Origin of the sequence: Glycomyces sp. TRM65418 (assembly GCF_019710475.1) — a bacterium.
GTDB lineage: Bacteria > Actinomycetota > Actinomycetes > Mycobacteriales > Micromonosporaceae > Glycomyces.
The window spans coordinates 58,816-76,985 of the sequence record NZ_JAJFAX010000007.1 but is presented as its reverse complement, the minus strand read 5'-3'; the positions used below and the strand labels follow the sequence as shown (position 1 = coordinate 76,985).

General features: G+C 70.8%; 16 protein-coding genes, 1 pseudogene and 1 riboswitch. Of the genes and pseudogenes, 15 read left to right on the top strand and 2 right to left on the bottom strand.

Features of this window, described 5'->3' with window-relative positions; genetic code table 11:
• Positions 1-222 precede the first annotated feature (222 nt).
• A complete protein-coding gene (locus K3N28_RS16255) occupies positions 223-714 on the bottom strand; it encodes a DUF1349 domain-containing protein (protein WP_228093597.1) in 492 nt (163 codons plus the stop codon).
• A gap of 504 nt (positions 715-1,218) precedes the next feature.
• Between K3N28_RS16255 and K3N28_RS16250 the strand changes: the two genes are divergently transcribed.
• The 9 genes and pseudogenes from K3N28_RS16250 (at position 1,219) to K3N28_RS16210 (ending at position 12,348) form a co-directional block, all read left to right on the top strand.
• The gene (locus K3N28_RS16250; protein ID WP_228093596.1) at positions 1,219-1,662 is read left to right on the top strand and encodes a hypothetical protein; all 444 of its coding nucleotides are present in this window, start codon (positions 1,219-1,221) and stop codon (positions 1,660-1,662) included.
• 182 nt (positions 1,663-1,844) lie between these two features.
• Complete coding sequence (gene dnaK, locus K3N28_RS16245; RefSeq protein WP_228093595.1) at positions 1,845-3,680, top strand: molecular chaperone DnaK; 1,836 nt, start codon at positions 1,845-1,847, stop codon at positions 3,678-3,680.
• Positions 3,680-4,234, top strand: a pseudogene (grpE, locus tag K3N28_RS16240) (nucleotide exchange factor GrpE); the annotation flags it as partial. The gene dnaK and the pseudogene grpE, both read left to right, overlap by 1 nt.
• A gap of 358 nt (positions 4,235-4,592) precedes the next feature.
• A complete protein-coding gene (gene dnaJ / locus K3N28_RS16235; protein ID WP_228093593.1) occupies positions 4,593-5,720 on the top strand; it encodes a molecular chaperone DnaJ in 1,128 nt (375 codons plus the stop codon).
• Between the two features lie 220 nt (positions 5,721-5,940).
• The gene (locus tag K3N28_RS23375; protein ID WP_304608731.1) at positions 5,941-6,471 is read left to right on the top strand and encodes a heat shock protein transcriptional repressor HspR; all 531 of its coding nucleotides are present in this window, start codon (positions 5,941-5,943) and stop codon (positions 6,469-6,471) included.
• Between the two features lie 128 nt (positions 6,472-6,599).
• A complete protein-coding gene (locus tag K3N28_RS16225) occupies positions 6,600-7,970 on the top strand; it encodes a hemolysin family protein (protein ID WP_228093592.1) in 1,371 nt (456 codons plus the stop codon).
• Entirely contained in the window at positions 7,967-8,986 is a 1,020-nt protein-coding gene (locus K3N28_RS16220) for a hemolysin family protein (RefSeq protein ID WP_228093591.1), read from the top strand. Before K3N28_RS16225 ends, K3N28_RS16220 begins: the two co-directional genes overlap by 4 nt.
• A gap of 164 nt (positions 8,987-9,150) precedes the next feature.
• Positions 9,151-10,506 carry a hypothetical protein gene (locus K3N28_RS16215; protein WP_228093590.1) on the top strand — a complete coding sequence of 452 codons (1,356 nt, stop codon included), beginning with the start codon at positions 9,151-9,153 and terminating at the stop codon, positions 10,504-10,506.
• 210 nt (positions 10,507-10,716) lie between these two features.
• Positions 10,717-12,348, top strand: a complete 1,632-nt coding sequence (locus K3N28_RS16210; protein ID WP_228093589.1) for a beta-N-acetylhexosaminidase — start codon at positions 10,717-10,719, stop codon at positions 12,346-12,348.
• A 179-nt stretch (positions 12,349-12,527) separates the two neighbouring features.
• Here K3N28_RS16210 and K3N28_RS16205 read toward each other — a convergent pair whose 3' ends face one another.
• Positions 12,528-13,469, bottom strand: a complete 942-nt coding sequence (locus K3N28_RS16205) for an NlpC/P60 family protein (protein WP_228093588.1) — start codon at positions 13,467-13,469, stop codon at positions 12,528-12,530.
• Between the two features lie 8 nt (positions 13,470-13,477).
• Positions 13,478-13,629: riboswitch (cyclic di-AMP (ydaO/yuaA leader) on the bottom strand.
• A gap of 242 nt (positions 13,630-13,871) precedes the next feature.
• Between K3N28_RS16205 and K3N28_RS16200 the strand changes: the two genes are divergently transcribed.
• The 6 genes from K3N28_RS16200 to K3N28_RS16175 all read left to right on the top strand — a co-directional run bounded on the left by K3N28_RS16200 (position 13,872) and on the right by K3N28_RS16175 (position 18,000).
• Complete coding sequence (locus K3N28_RS16200) at positions 13,872-14,210, top strand: metal-sensitive transcriptional regulator (protein ID WP_228093587.1); 339 nt, start codon at positions 13,872-13,874, stop codon at positions 14,208-14,210.
• A gap of 18 nt (positions 14,211-14,228) precedes the next feature.
• Positions 14,229-14,441, top strand: a complete 213-nt coding sequence (locus K3N28_RS16195; RefSeq protein ID WP_228093586.1) for a heavy-metal-associated domain-containing protein — start codon at positions 14,229-14,231, stop codon at positions 14,439-14,441.
• An 86-nt stretch (positions 14,442-14,527) separates the two neighbouring features.
• On the top strand, positions 14,528-14,707 hold the full coding sequence (locus K3N28_RS16190; protein WP_228093585.1) for a hypothetical protein: 180 nt from the start codon (positions 14,528-14,530) through the stop codon (positions 14,705-14,707).
• Positions 14,708-15,037: 330 nt separating this feature from the next.
• On the top strand, positions 15,038-15,412 hold the full coding sequence (locus K3N28_RS16185) for a hypothetical protein (protein ID WP_228093584.1): 375 nt from the start codon (positions 15,038-15,040) through the stop codon (positions 15,410-15,412).
• A 12-nt stretch (positions 15,413-15,424) separates the two neighbouring features.
• Complete coding sequence (locus K3N28_RS16180; RefSeq protein ID WP_228093583.1) at positions 15,425-17,272, top strand: alpha/beta hydrolase; 1,848 nt, start codon at positions 15,425-15,427, stop codon at positions 17,270-17,272.
• A 113-nt stretch (positions 17,273-17,385) separates the two neighbouring features.
• Positions 17,386-18,000 carry a hypothetical protein gene (locus K3N28_RS16175; RefSeq protein ID WP_228093582.1) on the top strand — a complete coding sequence of 205 codons (615 nt, stop codon included), beginning with the start codon at positions 17,386-17,388 and terminating at the stop codon, positions 17,998-18,000.
• Positions 18,001-18,170: the final 170 nt, after the last annotated feature.

Here is an 18,170-nt window from a genome sequence, read left to right as displayed (position 1 = left end):
TCTCAGATACGCAGTGAACGGCGCGATCGGTTGCATTCGCCTCCGATCGCGCCGTTCGCGTCCGTACCGCCTGCTCGCGGGGATCGAGCTGAGCACACAGGTCGGGTCCGCCGGACCGGTCGCTCGGCGGTGAGTTCCCACCGGGCCCGACCTCTATGCTCAGCGCTCGCCGGCCCCACCGTCGGTGCGCTGCGTCAAGTTGTGGCTCTTGGGTGCTCGGCTTCAGCCGAGGTCGATGTCGAGGTCCTGCGCCGCGTCCCAGAAGCTCTCGGAGACGGGCCTGGAGCTGGCGATGCCGGCCAGGGCCGGGACGCCGCCGGGGAGGTAGGTGGAGGCGATGGTGGTGTAGTCGACGCCGTCGTCGGCGTGGGCCACGGTGATGGTGCCGCCGGCGCGGATGAGCCGGAGCCAGATCTCGTCGGATTCGGTGTCGACGGGCGAGAGCGACCAGTTGGTGAGCTCGCGCGTGGTCACCGTGGAGACGAGGTGCTGGCCGCCGAGGTACTCGGCGCCGGTCTTGACCCAGTTGGACTCGTCGACGCGGATGGTGAGGGAGGCTTCGGCGTGCTGGTGGCGGTGCTCGGGGCGGAACCGCATGGCGATCTCGCCGTCGCCGTTCAGCTCGAGGCCGTAGATGTAGACGTGCTCGCGCAGATGCTCGGCGCCGATGCTGCGCCGAAAGGTGGTCTTGGTCTCGAAGTAGGGAGTGATCAATCCACCGTCAACTGTCCATTGTACTTCTTCTGAAGGTGATTGCATACTTCCATGATGCCACACGCGAAAAGGGTGTTCTCCGACAAAACGGACGCGGTAACCCAAAGTTAACGCAAGCTTCGGTTCCGACACGAGCGTGAAACCCCAGCTCGCTCCCGGTATGCCGCGAAGAGTGCGGCTTCCGTTACCTTTCTTGGAGAACGTACGGCCGACCCCTCCGGCGGTCCGCCGAAGCGCCTGGCTCCCAACGCGTCACAGTGGGACGCGAGTTTGGGCCGATGCGGACCAGGCTACCCCTCGCCTCGGCCGAATGCACGCCGTGAATCGAAGTCGATCTCATGTTGCGTGTGATCCGCGAATGGCCGCGAGTTCGTCGCCGTTCGCGTCGGGCGCAGGCGCATTAGAGTGCCGAATGCTCGGACCCGTGTCCTTACGGCCTGCTCGACCGTTAATCCGGACAAGGTGTGCGCAGGGTACGGAAGCGAAGGCGAATGAGGAGATAGCGTGAGTATGCAGCATTCAGCGAGGCCGGCGTCCCACGACTCCGACGCGCCGGACGGCGGTCGCGGGCTGCCGCGTCAGGAGCGCGCCGCACTGCCCCGCCGTTCGCGTCATACCGCCGATCCCCACGCCCCCGACGCCGCCGAGCAGGCGTCGATGATGGTGCCGATCCCCGCGCGTTCGCGCCGCTCCCGCCGCGAGCAGCCCTCGAAGCTCTTCTCGGTCGAAGCGCCGCCGCCGCTGGAGGCCCCTGCGGGGATCCCCGAGATCACCGGCTGGGCCCTGGCCTCGGCGATGTGGCGCGACCATCTCCCCGAGCAGCTGCTCGGCATCGACTGCGCCTCCTGCAAGCAGGCGTGGCCGTGCGACACCTGGAGGATCGCGGACGACCTCCTCACCGAATGCTGCGAGGCGGCAGGAGCGGTCCCGGCCGGCGCCCGCCGGTGAATTCGACGAAGTTGAGTCGACCCGACTCAACTTTAGTGTATTTCATCACAAACGCTGCGATCAGCTTGACAGTCGATATCCACAGGTCGAACATTGAGTCTATCCGGCTCAACTTGGTTCGGGGTTCCCGCCCGGCCGCTTGAGACAGTGAGATATCTGTTCGACTACGTCAGGAGATCAACATGGCACGTGCGGTCGGTATCGACCTCGGCACGACGAACTCCGTGGTCAGCGTCCTCGAAGGCGGGGAGGCCACGGTCATCACGAATGCCGAGGGGGCGAGGACCACGCCGTCCATCGTGGCCTTCGCCAAGAACGGCGAAGTGCTGGTGGGCGAGGTGGCCAAGCGCCAGGCGGTCACCAACCCTGACCGCACCATCCGCTCCGTCAAGCGCTACATGGGCACCGACTGGACCGTCGACATCGACGGCAAGTCGTACACCGCGCAGGAGATCAGCGCGCGCATCCTCATGAAGCTCAAGCGCGACGCCGAGGCCTACCTGGGCGAGAACGTGACCGACGCGGTCGTCACCGTCCCGGCCTACTTCTCGGACGCGCAGCGCACCGCCACCAAGGAGGCGGGCGAGATCGCGGGCCTCAACGTCCTGCGCATCATCAACGAGCCGACCTCCGCGGCCCTGGCCTACGGCCTCGACAAGGGCGAGGAGGAGCAGACCATCCTCGTCTTCGACCTCGGCGGCGGCACCTTCGACGTGTCCCTGCTGGAGATCGCCGACGGCGTCATCCAGGTCAAGGCCACCTCCGGTGACAACCACCTCGGCGGCGACGACTGGGACGACCGGGTCATCCAGCACCTGGTCAAGACCTTCAACGGCCAGTACGGCGTGGACCTGTCGAAGGACAAGATGGCCATGCAGCGCCTCAAGGAGGCCGCCGAGAAGGCCAAGATCGAGCTCTCCAGCGCCACGCAGACCTCGATCAACCTGCCGTACATCACCGCCGGCCCCGACGGGCCGCTGCACCTGGACGTCTCGCTCTCGCGCGCCGAGTTCGAGCAGATGACCTCCGACCTCCTCGACCGCTGCAAGAAGCCGTTCGAGCAGGCCGTCAAGGACGCGGGGATCAACGTCTCCGAGATCGACCACGTCATCCTCGTCGGCGGCTCGACCCGCATGCCGGCCGTCTCCGAGCTCGTCAAGCGCCTCATCGGCCGCGACGCGCACAAGGGCGTCAACCCGGACGAGGTCGTCGCCATCGGCGCGACCCTCCAGGCCGGCGTCCTCAAGGGCGAGGTCAAGGACGTGCTGCTCCTCGACGTCACGCCCCTGAGCCTCGGCATCGAGACCAAGGGCGGGATCTTCACCAAGCTCATCGAGCGCAACACCACGATCCCGACCAAGCGCTCGGAGGTCTTCACGACCGCCGACGACAACCAGCCCTCGGTGCTCATCCAGGTCTTCCAGGGCGAGCGCGAGATCGCGGCCTACAACAAGAAGCTCGGCACCTTCGAGCTCACCGGCCTGCCGCCGGCGCCGCGCGGCGTCCCGCAGATCGAGGTCACCTTCGACATCGACGCGAACGGCATCGTGAACGTCTCGGCGAAGGACTCCGCCACCGGCAAGGCGCAGTCGATGACCATCAGCGGCGGCTCCAGCCTGGCCCAGGACGACATCCAGCGGATGATGGCCGAGGCCCAGGAGCACGCCGAGGAGGACCGGCAGCGCAAGGAAGAGGCCGAGGCCCGCAACATGGGCGAGTCGCTGGTCTACCAGACCGAGAAGCTGCTGGCCGAGTCGGGCGACAAGATCCCCGAGGACCTCAAGGGCCGGATCAACGACGCCACGGGCGCCCTCAAGGGCGCTCTCGGCGGCAGCGACGTCGAGGCGATCAAGACCGCCACCGAGGAACTCTCCAAGGTCAGCCAGGAAGCGGGGCAGGCCATGTACGCGGCGGCGCAGGCCGAGCAGGGCTCGCAGCCGACCGGCGACACCGGCGCTCCGGGCGCCGACGACGTCGTCGACGCCGAAATCGTCGACGACGACAAGGACCAGAAGTAGTGACTGACGAGGACAACAAGCCGAACGAAGGCGAGGCCCAGCCGCCGCCCGAGGGCGAGGACGCCTCGGAAGATCTGACGGTCGACGACATCCTCGCCGCCGCCTCGGACGACGGACAGGCCGCGGACGACGCGGTCGCCGTCCTCCAGTCGACGCTCGAGGAACGGACCCGGGACCTCCAGCGGATCACCGCGGAGTTCCAGAACTACCGCAAGCGCGTCGAGCGGGACAAGTCCCGCGCCGGCGAGCTGGCCACGGCGGCGGTGCTCCAGAGCCTGCTGCCGGTGCTCGACGACCTGGACCGGGCGCGGGACCACGGGGACCTCAACGGCCCCTTCGGTTCCGTGGCCGAGCAGCTCGCGGGCGCGCTGGCCAAGCACGGCCTGGAGGCCTTCGGGGCGAAGGGCGACCCGTTCGACCCGCAGGTCCACGAGGCCGTGGCGCACATGCAGATGCCCGATGTGGACGGACCGACGTGCATCGACGTGATGCGCTCGGGCTACCGCCTCGGCGACAAGCTGCTGCGCCCGGCCCTGGTGGCCGTCGCCGAGCCCAGCGAGGAGACGGCCGCGCCCGAACCGGACGTCGCGGCGGACGAGCCGGAGGCCCCGGCCGACGCCGCGGACGAACCGGCGAAGGCCGAGCAGGCCGAGGACGAGCCGTCGAACGACGAGGCGGCCGAGGGGTCCGAGGCCGACCGGGCCGAGGCCGCCGAACCGGAGCCGTCCGAGGACGGGGCCGAGGCCGAAGCGGTCGACGCCGACGGGACCGCCGAGGCCGGCGAGACCGACGGCGGCGACGAAGGACAACCGAAGCAGTAAGCAGTGCGCGGACGCTGGGGCGGGCTCCACCGAGTGTGGACCCGGCCCGGCGTCCGGCCCGCCAGTACGAGCGCAGTGAAGGAGGCGTCCGGTGGCATCGCAGGAATGGCTTGAAAAGGACTTCTACGCCATACTCGGCGTGCCGCAGGACGCCTCGAAGAAGGACATCGAGCGGGCGTACCGCAAGCTCGCGCGCGAGCTGCACCCCGACCACAACCCGGACCCGACCGCCGAGGACCGCTTCAAGGGCGTCTCGGAGGCCTATTCGGTGCTCCACGACGACAAGGCCCGCGCCGAGTACGACCAGATCCAGCTGATGAAGTCCGGCCGCGGCGGCTTCGGCGGCATGGGCGGCGGCCAGGGGGTCCACTTCGACGACCTGTTCGGCGGCGGCGGCGCCGGCGGCGGGTTCTCGGACCTGTTCAGCGACCTGTTCTCCCGCACCGGCGGCGGCGCGCATCGACGCCGCAGCGGGAGCGCGCGCGGCAACGACCTGCGCACCCACATCACGCTCGACTTCGCCGACGCGGTGAAGGGCACCACCACGGAGCTCCGGATGCGCGCCCCGGGCGAGTGCGAGACCTGCCGCGGTTCGGGCGCGAAGCCCGGGACCGCGCCGTCCACCTGCCCCCGCTGCAACGGCCGGGGCCTGGTGACGGAGAACCAGGGCGCGTTCAGCTTCGCGCAGCCGTGCCCCGACTGCGAGGGCACCGGCAGCGTGGTCACCGACCCGTGCCCCGACTGCGGCGGCACCGGCGCGACCACGCGGGACCGCGTGATCACCGTGCGGGTGCCCGCGGGCATCGGCGACGGCCAGTCGATCCGCCTGGCCGGGCGCGGCGCCCCGGGCGAGCACGGCGGCCCCGCGGGCGACCTGCTCGTGAAGGTGGCCGTGCGCTCGCATCCGTTGTTCGCCCGCGACGGCGACAACGTGACGCTGCGCCTGCCGGTGGCCTTCCACGAGGCGGCGATGGGCGCGAAGGTGAAGGTGCCGACGCTCGACGGACCCGTGACCCTGCGGATCCCCGAGGGGACCCCCACCGGGCGCGTGCTCCGCGTCAAGGGCCGCGGCGTCCCCGGCAAGGGCGATCTGCTCGTCACGGTGGACGTGGAAGTGCCCAGCTCGCTCTCGGCCGAGGCGCGCGACGCCTTGGAGAAGTACGCGGCCGCCGCTCCCGCGGCCGACCGCTCGAAGCTGGAAGAGCTGACGGGCCAATGACGTTGCAAGGGGGGCCTCGCGCCGGCGCCGCCCGCACCGCGCCGGCGGCGGGGCGCCGCGGCGCCGCCGAAACGATCGCCGCGTCCGGCGCGCACGCGGGACGCGCGGGCGTCCGCCGATGCGGCGTCGTGCCGCACGCGGCGGCCGGCGCCCGGACCGGCACCGGCGCACACCCGGCGTCCGCCGCGGCGCCGAACCGTTCCAAGCGAGGGAGGGAACCGTGACCGCCTCGGACCGCACGGGCTCCGGCCCGTCCGACGGCTCCGCCGATCGCCCGGTCGACCGCACCGTCGACATGGGCTCCCGCCGCCAGGTGCGCATCGAGATCGCCTACCGCCAGCGGGGACCCGCGGGCGAGGAGATCGACTACGACGCGAAGATCCTCGCGATCTCGGCCGCCGCCGAGATGGCCGGGATGCACCCGCAGACCCTGCGCCAGTACGACCGCCTCGGCCTGGTCGAGCCCGCCCGCACGCCCGGCGGGGGCCGCCGCTACTCGGTCCGCGACGTCGCCCGCCTGCGGGAGATCCAGCGCCTCAGCCAGGACGAGGGCGTGAACCTCGCCGGGATCAAGCGGATCATGGACCTCGAACGCGAGGTGCAGGCCGTCCGCGCCGAGGCCGCCGCGGCCGTCGACGAGCTCGTCGAGGAGCTGCACCGCACCCGCGCCCAGCTCGCCGAACTGCGCGCGATGGCCGGCCCGTTCGGCCGCAAGACCGACATCGTCCTGTGGCGGGGCGAACAAAGATGACCGCTTGCCTCGCCTCCCCGTCCCGTTAAGATCGGGCCCATGCGACGAAAACGACGACGACATCGAAGTCCCCGGCCCGGCAGCGGCAGTCGGCTCCGGGCATCGGAGCCGCTGAGGGGGCTTGAGCGTTGCTCATAGCCATCGGACTCGCCATTATCCTGGTAGTCACCGCCGCCACGGGCTTCTTCGTGGCGCTCGAATTCGCCTACACCGCCGTCGACCGGTCCCGGCTCGAGGACCTCGCGAACGACGGCGACGCCCGCCGGGCCGCCCGGGCCCGCCGGGCCCTCAAGATCTGCTCCTCGCTCTCGTTCGCCCTCTCGGGCGCGCAGCTGGGCATCACCGTCACCGCCCTGTTCGTCGGCTTCTTCGCCGAGCCCTACCTGGGCCGGGGCCTGGCCGACCTCCTCGGCGTCGCGGGGGTGCCGGCCGCCGTCTCGGTGACCGTCGGCGTCGCCTTCGCGTTCCTGTTCGCCAACGTCGTCCAGATGATCCTCGGCGAGCTCGGCCCCAAGAACCTCGCGATCGCCCGCACCGAGGCGCTCGCGCTGGTCCTGGCCGCGCCGACCCAGGCCTACCTGACGATCTGCGGGCCGATCATCCGGTTCTTCGACGCGGCCTCCACGAAGCTGCTCAAGCGCCTGGGCATCCAGCCCGTCGAGGAGCTGGAGCACAACGCCACCCCTGAGGACCTGCACCGCATCATCGACGTCTCCCGCGACGAGGGCGCCCTCGACCGGGCCCTGTCCGACCTGCTCGACCGCGGCCTCGACTTCTCCGAGACCGTGGCCGACCAGGCCATGACCCCGCGCGTGAACGTCCAGACGCTCTCGGCCGACGCCACCGTGGCCGACGCCGTGGCAGCGCTCGCCGGGGGGCACTCGCGCTTCCCCGTGGTCGGCGACGACGTGGACGACCTGCGCGGCGTGGTCGGCATCGGCCAGATCATCGGCGTGCCCCGCGAGGAGCGCGCCCGCGTGCGCGTCGGCGAGGTCGCCGACACGGCCCTGCTCGTGCCCGCCTCCCTGCCGCTGCCGACCCTGTTGGAGCGCATGCGCAGCCAGCACCGGCAGCTCGCCTGCGTCGTGGACGAGTTCGGCGGCTTCGCCGGGATCGTCACCCTCGAGGACCTCGCCGAGGAGCTCGTCGGAGAGATCCGCGACGAACAGGACCGCTTCGAGGCCGTCCCGGTCTCGCTCGCGGGCGGCGCCTGGCTCATCCCCGGGCGCTGGCGCATCGACGAGGTCGCCGACGCCACCGGCATCGAACTGCCCGAGGGGGAGCACTACGAGACCATCGCGGGGCTGGTGATGGCCGAACTCGGCCGCATCGCGCACCCGGGCGACACCGTCGACGTCGACACGGTCCCGCGCATCGGCGACTCGGACGACGACGACCGGGACCGCGTGACGCGGGTCCGCATGGTCGTCGTCTCCTGCTCCCGCCATGTGCCGCAGGCGGTCGAGCTGCGGCCGCAGTCCCTGGAGGTGGCCTCGTGAGCACCGCCCCCGCACTGCTGATCTCCGTGCTCCTGCTGGCCGCCAACGCGTTCTTCGTGGCCGCCGAGTTCGCCCTCGTGGCCTCCCGGCAGCACCGGCTCGAACAGGACGGCTCGCGCGCCGCGCGGGCGGCCCTGCGCGGCACCAGGAACCTGTCGCTCATGCTCGCGGGCGCGCAGCTGGGCATCACCGCGTGCACGGTCGGCCTGGGCGCGCTCGCCGAACCGGCCCTGGCGCACGCGATCGAGGTCCCGCTGGAGCACCTCGGGCTCGAGGCCGCGGCGCATCCGATCGCGTTCACGATCGCGCTGCTCATCGTGGTGTTCCTGCACATGGTCGTGGGGGAGATGATGCCCAAGTCCTGGGCGATCACCCACCCGGAGGCCTCGGCGATGGCGCTCATCTGGCCGTTCACCGGCTACGTGTGGCTGACCAAGCCGATCCTGCTGGGCCTCAACCACGGCGCGAACGTGATCCTCAAGGCCTTCGGGGTCGAGCCGGCCGACGAGAAGGCGCAGGCGCATTCGCCCGAGGAGCTGCGCTACCTGCTGCGGTCCTCGGCGGAGGCGGGGATGCTCGGCGAGCCGGAGCACCAGATGCTCACGCACGCCATCGAAGTGCAGCGCCGCGCGGTCGGCGAGCTCGCGATCCCGTGGGCGCAGGTCGTCACGATCCCGGCCCGGTCCACGGCCGTCCAGGCCGAGGAGCGCAGCCGCGAGACCGGCCGCTCGAGGCTGGTCGTGGTCGACGCCGACGAGCGCCCGATCGGGCTGGTCCACGTCCGCGTGGCCGTGCAGGCCGAGCCGGGCGTGAGCGTGGCCGACCTGGCCGCGGCCCCGCTGCTGGTCGGCGCGGACACCACGGTGGCGGCCGCGGTCGCGCTCATGCGCCGCCAGCGGGCCCAGCTCGCCCTCGTCCACGGGGCGGACCGCGAGATCACCGGCCTGGTCGCCATGGAGGACCTCCTCGAGGAGATCATGGGCGACTTCGAGGACGAGACCGACCGCGTCCGCTAACGAATCGAACACAGTAGAGGGCCTCGACCGTTGTCGAGGCCCTTTCATATTCGTGCGCTGGACGTTTTCGGCACGACACGCGGGCCGGGCGTGTTCATCGCCGATTTCAGGTCCTTCAGGCGTGATCATGATTCATCAACCGTTTCCTGTGACTCTGGAAGACCATGTCGAAATTCTTCGAGGAATCCGGGCCCGAATTCGCCGTCTCGATGCGCGGCTACGACCGCCACCAGGTCGACGAGTTCACCTCCCGGCTGTATCAGAACATCAAGACCCACGAGCAGCACCGCGACGAGGCGTCGCGGGCATTGGAGGCCGCCGAGCAACAGCTCCGCCGGGCCGAGGAGCGGATCCAGGCCCTGGAGCGCCGCGTCACGGACCGGGCCACGCAGATCGCCGAGGCCGAGGCCCCGACCCTGGCCGGACTCGGCGCGCGCGTCGAGAAGATCCTGCGCGCCGCCGAGCAGGACGCCGGGGTCCAGAAGGCCGACGCGAAGCGCCAGGCCGCGTCGATGCTGCACGAGGCCCGCGCCGAAGCGGACACGATGATGCGCACCGCCCACGCGGAGGCCGCCGAGATCACCGCCACCACCGATCAGGACGTCACCGAGATCCGCGCCCGCGCGGTCAACGAGACCACCGAGCTGCGCGAGAACGCCCGCCGCAACCACGACCTGGCCCTGGCCGACGCCCACCGCGAGGCCCAGACCGCCCAGAGCCAGTCGCGCACCGAGGCCGAGAAGCGCCGCTCGCAGGCCGAGCGGGAGATCGCGGTCCAGCGCGCCACGGCCGAACGCGAGGTCACCGAGCTCAAGGCCCTGGCCTCCCGCGAGGCGGACGAGCAGCGGGGCGCCGCCCAGCGGCTCCTGGCCGAGGCCGCCGAGCACCGCAAGAAGAAGACCCAGGAGCTCCTCCTCGCCGAGGCCGACCGGCGCGAGCGCGCCCAGAAGGAGGAGGCCGACCGCCACCAGCAGGCCATCGCCACCGCGCAGCGGATCGTCGCCGAGGCCGAGGACCGGCTCGCGCTCGCCGAGGAGCGCTCGCGCAGCGCCGAGAACCGGGCCATCGAACGCCGCGAGGAGGCCGACCAGCAGGCGAAGGACGCCCTCCACCGCGCGGTGGAGCAGGCCAAGATCGTCAAGGCCGAGGCCGTGAAGGAGGCCGAGCGCCTGCGCCGTTCCGCCGTGGAGCGCGCCGCCGAGCGCGTCCACCCGCTCGCCGAAGAGGTCGAGGCCCTGACGCGCCAGCGCGACAGCGCCGGCTCGAACCTCACCGACCTGCGCCGCCAGCTCGGCCTCGTCTCCGGCGAGGAGGAGCCGACGGTCTCGCAGGCGTCGCGTTCGCCGAGCGGCTTCGACGCGCCCTCGACCGGGACCGGCTTCGACGCGTCCGCGCTGGCCGTGTTCGACTCGCCGTCCTCCAGCGGGGTCTTCGAGTCCGAGTCGGCGCCGCTGCCGATCAACAAGCAGCGCGACGGCTCGGACATCGACCGGACGCAGCAGCTGCCGGTGGTCCGCTGAGGGCCGCGCCCGGAGCACCGCAGCGACCTCGCACCGCGCGCCGCGGTCAGCCAAGTGCACGCTCGCACTGGCCGACCGCGGCGCGGCCCTATATTATAAATAAACTGAACTAATTCGGTCGGGGACGCACCGCCGCCTCAGGCGTCCCCCGCCGGCACGGCCCCGTGCGGGCCGTGCGGCCGCACATGACGAACACAGGAGCCCCCGCACATGCAGCGCCGTATCTCGCTGATCCCGCAGCCGCAGCAGCTCACCGCCGCAGACGGCGAGCTCGACCTGAGCACCCTCGGCGCCATCGCCGCCGACCCCGAGCTGCGCTCCCTCGCCTGGCTCCTGTCCGACCTCCTCGCCCGGGGCACCGGCCTGCGCCTCACCGTCACCGGCAGCGCCGCGGGCGACGCCGGCGCCGACAACCGGGTCCTGCGCCTCGCCCTCGAAGGCGAGCGCCCGGAGGACTTCACCACCGCCGCCGAGGCCTACCGCCTCGACGTCACCCACGAAGGCGTCGACCTCGTCGCCGCCCACCCGGCCGGGATCGCCCGCGGCATCGCCACCCTCCGCCAGCTCCTCCCCGCCGACGCCCTCCGCGAAGCCCCCGCCGCCGCGCCCCTCGTCCCCCTCGTGTCGGTGGCCGACGAACCGCGCCTGCGCTGGCGGGGCGTCATGCTCGACGTCGCCCGGCACTTCCAGCCCAAGGACTTCGTCCTCAAGATGATCGACCGGGCCTGGCTCCACCGGCTCAACGTCGTCCAGCTGCACCTCACCGACGACCAGGGCTGGCGCTTCGAGGTGCCCACGCGCCCGAAGCTCACCGAGATCGGCTCCTGGCGCGCCGAGACCGTGGTCGGCCACGCCCGCGACGCGCAGGGCTACGACGGCACCCCGCACGGCGGCCACTACTCCGTCTCGGACCTGCGCGAGATCGCCTCCTACGCGCGCGAGCGCCACATCATGATCGTCCCCGAGGTGAACCTGCCCGGCCACGCCCGCGCGGTCCTCGCCGCCTACCCCGAGCTCGGCGCCGGCCAGAACGAGCCCGTCTGCCCCACGTTCGGCGTCTTCGAGGAGGTCCTGGAGCCGACGCAGGCCGCGCTCGACTTCGCCTTGGAGGCCTACACCGCGATCGGCGAGGTCTTCGACGGCCCGTTCGTCCACATCGGCGGCGACGAGGTGCCCATGACCCAGTGGGAGTCCTCTCCGGTGGCCAAGGCGCTCATGGAGCAGGAGGGCCTGGAGGACGTGCACGGCGTCCAGGCCTGGTTCACCCGGGCCTTCTGCGACCACCTCACCAAGATGGGCAAGCGCGTCATCGGATGGGACGAGATCCTCGACGGCGGCGCGCCCCCCGAGGCCGCCGTCGCCGTCTGGCGCGCCGAGGCCTACGTGAAGAAGGCGCTCGCCGCCGGGCACGAAGTGCTGGTGAGCCCGCAGACGCACGTCTACTTCGACTACTACGAGAGCGACGGCGAGGACGAGCCGCTGCGCATCCACGGCCACACCCCGGTCGAGAAGGTCGCCGCCTGGGACCCGGCCCCGCCCGGGGTCGACGAGTCGAGGATCCTCGGCGCGCAGTGCCAGCTGTGGTCGGAGTACCTGCCGACCCCGCGCGACGTCGAGTACGCCGCGTTCCCGCGCATGGCCGTCTTCGCCGAGGTCGCGTGGACGAACCCGGAGGTCCGGCAGGCGGACTCGGTGCTCGACCGGCTCGAGGCGCACCTTGACCGCCTGCACGCCATGGGGATCGGCTACCGGCCCCTCGAAGGCCCCAGGCCCTGGCAGCGCGGCGGCACGGGCCGGCGCCGGCGCTTCGACTGGGAGTCCCAGGCGCCCGTCGCCGAATGACCTTGGCCGGAAACGACACTCGTGCGGACGGCCGAAGCCGTCCGCACGAGTGTCGTTACGATGTCGTGGTCCCCGGCGACGACGCCGGCGCATTGCGGGTCAGCAGCGGGTCGGCAATGGCGACCGCCGTCGCCGGGGCGTCTGCGCCGGGCCCCCGGAGGGGCCCGGGCCGTTCGCGATTACGGGCGGCCGTAGCCGACGATGGAGCCGCCGTAGTCGATGTCGACGATCTTCACCACGGTGGTCGAGTTCGGGGCGTGGATGATCTCCCCGTTGCCGATGTAGATGCCCACGTGCGCGAGGTCGTTGTAGAAGACCAGGTCGCCGGGCTGGAGCTCGTCGCGGGAGATCCGCGCCGTCTCGTCCCACTGCATCGCCGCGTTGTGCGAGAGCGAGACCCCGGCCGCGGCCCACGCCCCTTGCGTGAGACCGGAGCAGTCCCAGGAGTCCGGGCCGGCGGAGCCGTACACGTACGGCTCGCCGAGCTGGTCGTAGGCGAAGCCCACCACGGCGGAGTCGCCGGAGTAGTCGCCCCAGTCCGGTTCGGGGTTCTCCTCCGCGTAGGCGTCCTCGTAGTCCGATTCGAGGTCCTCGATCTCGGCCTCGATGGTCTCCTTCTGCTCGTCGATCTCGGCCAGGATCTCGTCGGCGCTGGCCTGCAGGGCCTCGAGCTCGGCCTGGCGGGTCTTGAGCGCGTCCACTTCGGCCAGGTTGGCCGCGAGGGCCTCGTTCCCGGCGGCGGTGAGGTTGTCGAGGTACATCAGCCGGTCGGCGAAGTCGGAGGGGTCGCCGTCCAGGACGGAGTTGAACATCGCCATGTCGCCGCCCGTGTACGCCGTCGCGGCGTAGTCGGCGACGGCTTCGCGGGCCTCGGCGGCGGCCGCCTCGAGGGCGGGGAGCTGCGCCTCGATCTCGTCGATGAGCTGGTTGGCGTCCTCGAGTTCCTCGCGCTTGGCGTTGTAGTCCTCGATGATCTTCTCGAGCTCGTGGCTGCGCTCGTCGATCTCGGCTTGGATCTCCTCGCTGGTCTGCGCGGACGCCTGGGAGGCGGTGAGCAGCGCCGCGGTCGCGGGGAGCAGTGCTACGGCCGCGAAGGCGGCGGCGATACGACGGGTACGCACCAGGGATGCGCTCCTTCCTTTGGCCGCCTACCGGGTTAGCTGTCGGGTTCGGGCGGAAGGAAGGGTCGCCCTACGCGCTGGGGGCGCGATTCACCCCGTCGGCCGGGCTTGAGCGGCCGACTGCTGGTTCCCCGGTTCGGTGACACAGCGCCAGGTTCCGGCTCGCACGCTTCGCCATGACTGGGGCTTCACCGATTCGGCGGGGCCGCGCGGCGGGGGCGGGGTGCCTCCGGGGTACCGGCGCGACGGGCTTCACGTTAGAGGCCGTTGTGGGCCTTGACAAGGGCGGGGGGAGAATTTCTCGCACAATGGCACGGAATACTACGGGCCGCTGCACCGGCATGACGAGCAGTTGCCGCGATACCCCTCAGGGGTATACACTGACCACTGGAGGGAAACGACATGGCTCACGAATCCGCGAACCACGCCGAGGTCCACGACCACGGTGACGCGCAGCACTACTGGTACCACGGCGACAAGGCCGCGCTCACGCGCCGCCTCAAGCGCATCGAGGGCCAGATCCGCGGCATCCAGCGGATGGTCGACGAGGACGAGTACTGCATCGACATCCTGACCCAGATCTCGGCGTCCACCAAGGGACTCCAGGCCGTGGCGCTCAACCTCCTCGAAGGCCACCTGGCCCACTGCGTCGCAGAGGCGCAGACCTCCGGTGACCCGACCGCCGCCGAAGCCAAGGTCAAAGAGGCCTCGGACGCGGTGGCCCGACTGCTCAGAACCTGAACACCGACAGGAGTCGACATGGAAACCGTGTACGTCGTGAAAGGCATGACCTGCGGCCACTGCGCCGGGAGCGTCACCCAGGAGCTCTCCGCGCTGCCGGGCGTCAAGGGCGTCGACGTGGCCCTGGAGACCGGCAAGGTCACCGTGACCAGCGAGACCGCCCTCCAGGAGGAGCAGGTCCGCGAGGCCGTGGACGAGGCCGGCTACGAACTGGTCGGCCAGGCCGGCTGACACCGCAGGCCCTGGACACCCGTTCACCGGGTGTTCAGGGCCGCTTTGTTGAAGCCGCCGGGCTCGGCTGCAGTACAGTCGGAGGCATGGCAGTCTCCGACGACGACCGTTCCGTCGAGCTCGACGAGGACTTCTCGGTGCTCCCGGACCAGACCTCCGACGACACCGACCGAGGCTGGGGCGAAGCGGTCGCGAAGCCCCGAAAATCCCAGCTCTCGCTGCGCGACCTGGACCTCCTCGCGGACCGACCCCCGCACTGGTCCTGACCGGCCCCCACCCGGCCGCGCCTGAAAGGCCGCGGCTCATCGGCGTGCCCGCGCCTCGGCGTCCGGGGCGCCCACACCGCGACCGACCCTGACATCCCCCCGGCCACGCGCCGCCCGGTGCGTCGCGAACGCGACCGGGCGGCGCCGCTCCGCACGCCGTCGCAAAACAATCGGTTCTCGACATCCGGGTCATGCGCCCCATCGCTTGCACGGGCTCGATACAGTGAGCAACGGTCCCGCTCCACTTCCCCCGGAGAAACCGCATGACACTGGATCCCAGGTGCCTCGCCCACCCGATCGCCCACGGGCGCAGCGCGACGGAGGCCGCTCATGGCCGGCGCTGACGTCTTCACCATGGAGCCCGAGGAAGTCCACCAGTCCGTGGCGATCCTCTTCGACGTCGAATCCGAGGTCGACGCGCAGACGGTGACGCTCATCGACGGCACCGCCGAACTCGCGCAGCAGCTGAAGGACGCCGGCACCGCACTCGGCCCGGCGCTGGCCGAAGCCGCGGAGTGGTGGCGGCTCTCCCGCGCGGGCGGGTTCTCGCGCCTGTGCGGCACGACCGGCGAATACCTCGCGGTCTGCGCCGAAGAGGCCGTCGAGGTCGACGAGTACAACGCCGGGGACTTCGCCTCCCTCGCCGGCCACGACCGCTACCCCGGCCGGGCCGGCGAGCACGCCTCCGCTCGACCCGATTTCTAGGAGCCGGTCCCCATGAGCGACATGTCCTGGAAGGACCTCCGCGACCTCGACTGCGCCCGCGTCAGAAGCCTCGGCGAGTCCTGGAAGTCGTATGTGCCCGACATGATCGAGCAGACCGAACGACTGCGCAACGACGTGATCGGCGGCCACCTGAGCGTCGAGCACTTCGAGTCCGACACCGCGACGCAGGTCCGCGAGCACATCGACCTGTCCACCGGCCGGTTCGAGGACGACCTGTCCGACTACGCCGACATCAGGGTCGCCACGACGCTGCTCGAAGCCGCCGACGCGCTCGAGGCCGAGCAGCGGGAGCTGGAGGAGGTCGTCGGGCTGATCGAAGCGCACGACTTCGTGATCGAGGGCGACAGGCACCGCTACGACGTGAACTTCAGCGGCGCCCTCCATCAGGCGATCTGGACGACCGATCCGCCGGAATGGCTCTGCCACCGGATCGGCATCGAGAAGCCGCAGGGCCTGGACGTCGCCGACCGCCTCAGGGCCCTCGGCAACGGCATCGACCTCGCCTGGGAGGCCTCGTGCGTCGCGAGGGAGTACCAGGACTGGCTCAGAGCGGTCATGTCTCGGGCCCACGACGCCGACGACGATGCGGCCGCGGCGCTCGCCGCCATGCGCGAGAGCCCGCCGGAGCTGCCCCCGCAGCTCGGAGCGACCTATGACGACTTGATCGACGACTACCGGACCGCGCTGAGCGAAGCAGTCGCCGCCGAGATGGAAGCGATCGCCAACGGCGGATCCGACATGTCGCCCGAGCAGGTGAACCAGTGGTGGGAGAGCCTGACCGACGCCGAGCGGGAGGCCCTGATCGCCGAGCACCCCGGGTGGGTGGGCCCGACGGACGGCATCCCGGTCGACGCCCGGGACACGGCCAACCGCGCCGTGCTGGACACCCGGATCGAAAGCCTCGACGATCGGATCGCGGCGATCGAGTCCCAGATGGCGCAGATGGAGGCCTATGGATCGGGCGACGGTGCCTACGGCGGAAAGTCCCACGCCGAGCTTCAGGCCGAACTCATCAGGCTTCAGGAAGATCGCGAGCTTCTTGGCGACCTCAGCGATCAGGTCACCGACGGCAACGGGAATCCGGCCGTCTACGGCGGTACCGGCCAGTCCTACTATCTGCTCGGCTTCGACACGGAAGGCGAAGGCCGGGCCGTCGTCTCGATCGGCAATCCCGACACCGCCGCCAACGTCAACGCCTATGTTCCGGGCACCGGCGCGAAGCTCGACGATGTCGACGGCGGCCTCATGACCCGCGCCGAGACCATGGCGTATGACGCCTACCGCAAAGCCCCCGATCCGGGCCAGGAGACGGCCACCGTGCTGTGGATCGGTTATGACGCACCGGACAACGCCATGCCGTTCCGGGACGGCGCCGGCCTCGACGTCGAAGCGATGGATGCCCGTTACGCCGAGGACGCCGCCGAGGACCTTTCATCATTCACGCAAGGCCTCAGGGCCACTTCCGAGAGGGACGCCGCCGAGCTGACGTTGACCGGCCACTCGTACGGCACCACCGTCATCGGAATCGCCGCCGCCACCGACGGCGTGGACGCCGACAACCTCATCCTGGTGGCATCACCGGGAACGGGCGTCGCCACCGCGGACGCGCTCGGTGTAGGCGCGGAGAACGTCTGGGCCACCACCAACTCCCAGGACGTGATCCAGTACACGACCGTGCACGGGACCGACCCGGCTTCGGAGTCGTTCGGAGCCAACGTCTTCGAAAGCGAGTCCGTCGGCCGGAACCCCATCTCGAACCACAGCGTCTATTGGGACGACTCGAACAAGGACGCCGGTCGCAACACCATGGCGCTCATCGTCACCGGCCAGAGGGGGTAGCCGCAATGAACGACCGAGGCCCGCGGGCGCGGCCGTCGTCGCGGCTGAGCGCGTCGCTGGTCGCCGTGACCGCAATGTTCGCCGCCACCAGCTGCGCCGCTATTGGAGAAGCCATGGACAGCCCGCCCGAGTCCCAGTACACACAGGCCGAGGCGTACGCACCGCTGGAAGCGGCCGTCGCCGACATGGTCGAGGTCCTACCCGACTTCCCCGGCTTCGAACGACGTCTCTGGCGGGAACTGGCGTGCAGCCACAACGGCGTCGACGACCCCGAATACACCAATGTCGAACTCGTCTACGAGTTCTCCGTCGAGGATTCCGCCACCGAGCTCGTTCGCGAGCGGTATGTCGACGCTCTCCGGGAGCACTGGACGTCGCTCGGGTACGAGATCACCCAGGACCAGCGCCAGGAACTGGCGAGCGGGCGAGTCGATCGGGATCTCAGCGCCGACCGTGAAGACGGCGTCCACTTGTGGTACTCGGCATGGGGGCTCGTCGCGGTGACCGTTCAGTCCGGCTGTGTCCCGGTCAGCGACCACAGCGACATCGAGTACATTCCTCCGACCGGCGGCATTGAACCCGGTGGTGAAGGCGACCTCGTCGGGGACTACTTCCCCGACGGCATTCCCACCGACCAGGCCGCCGCCGTCGATCCCTTCGCCGCCACCCGGGCCGCCTCCGGCCCCGTGCCCTTCGAGTCGCCCGATTCGTACGAGGGCCAGATCTGAGGCGCGCGAGGATCAGCGTCGCCCTCGCCCGGTCCGTCGGCGATCCGCGGCCGGCCGTGGTCGTCGCCGGACCCTGAGCCCCCGCACGGTCGAGGCCCGGACCGCGGGAGGGAGGCTCGCCGTGGTCCGGGCCCGATGTCCGCTCCGAGGAGCGGGCGCTCGTCGGGCAG

Coding starts and splice junctions, on each gene's coding strand:
- K3N28_RS16195 (WP_228093586.1), top strand. CDS start 14,229: ATGGAAACCGTGTACGTCGTGAAAGGCATGACCTGCGGCCACTGCGCC.
- dnaK (WP_228093595.1), top strand. CDS start 1,845: ATGGCACGTGCGGTCGGTATCGACCTCGGCACGACGAACTCCGTGGTC.
- K3N28_RS16200 (WP_228093587.1), top strand. CDS start 13,872: ATGGCTCACGAATCCGCGAACCACGCCGAGGTCCACGACCACGGTGAC.
- K3N28_RS16180 (WP_228093583.1), top strand. CDS start 15,425: ATGAGCGACATGTCCTGGAAGGACCTCCGCGACCTCGACTGCGCCCGC.
- K3N28_RS16215 (WP_228093590.1), top strand. CDS start 9,151: ATGTCGAAATTCTTCGAGGAATCCGGGCCCGAATTCGCCGTCTCGATG.
- K3N28_RS16175 (WP_228093582.1), top strand. CDS start 17,386: ATGGACAGCCCGCCCGAGTCCCAGTACACACAGGCCGAGGCGTACGCA.
- K3N28_RS16210 (WP_228093589.1), top strand. CDS start 10,717: ATGCAGCGCCGTATCTCGCTGATCCCGCAGCCGCAGCAGCTCACCGCC.
- K3N28_RS16185 (WP_228093584.1), top strand. CDS start 15,038: ATGGCCGGCGCTGACGTCTTCACCATGGAGCCCGAGGAAGTCCACCAG.
- K3N28_RS16190 (WP_228093585.1), top strand. CDS start 14,528: ATGGCAGTCTCCGACGACGACCGTTCCGTCGAGCTCGACGAGGACTTC.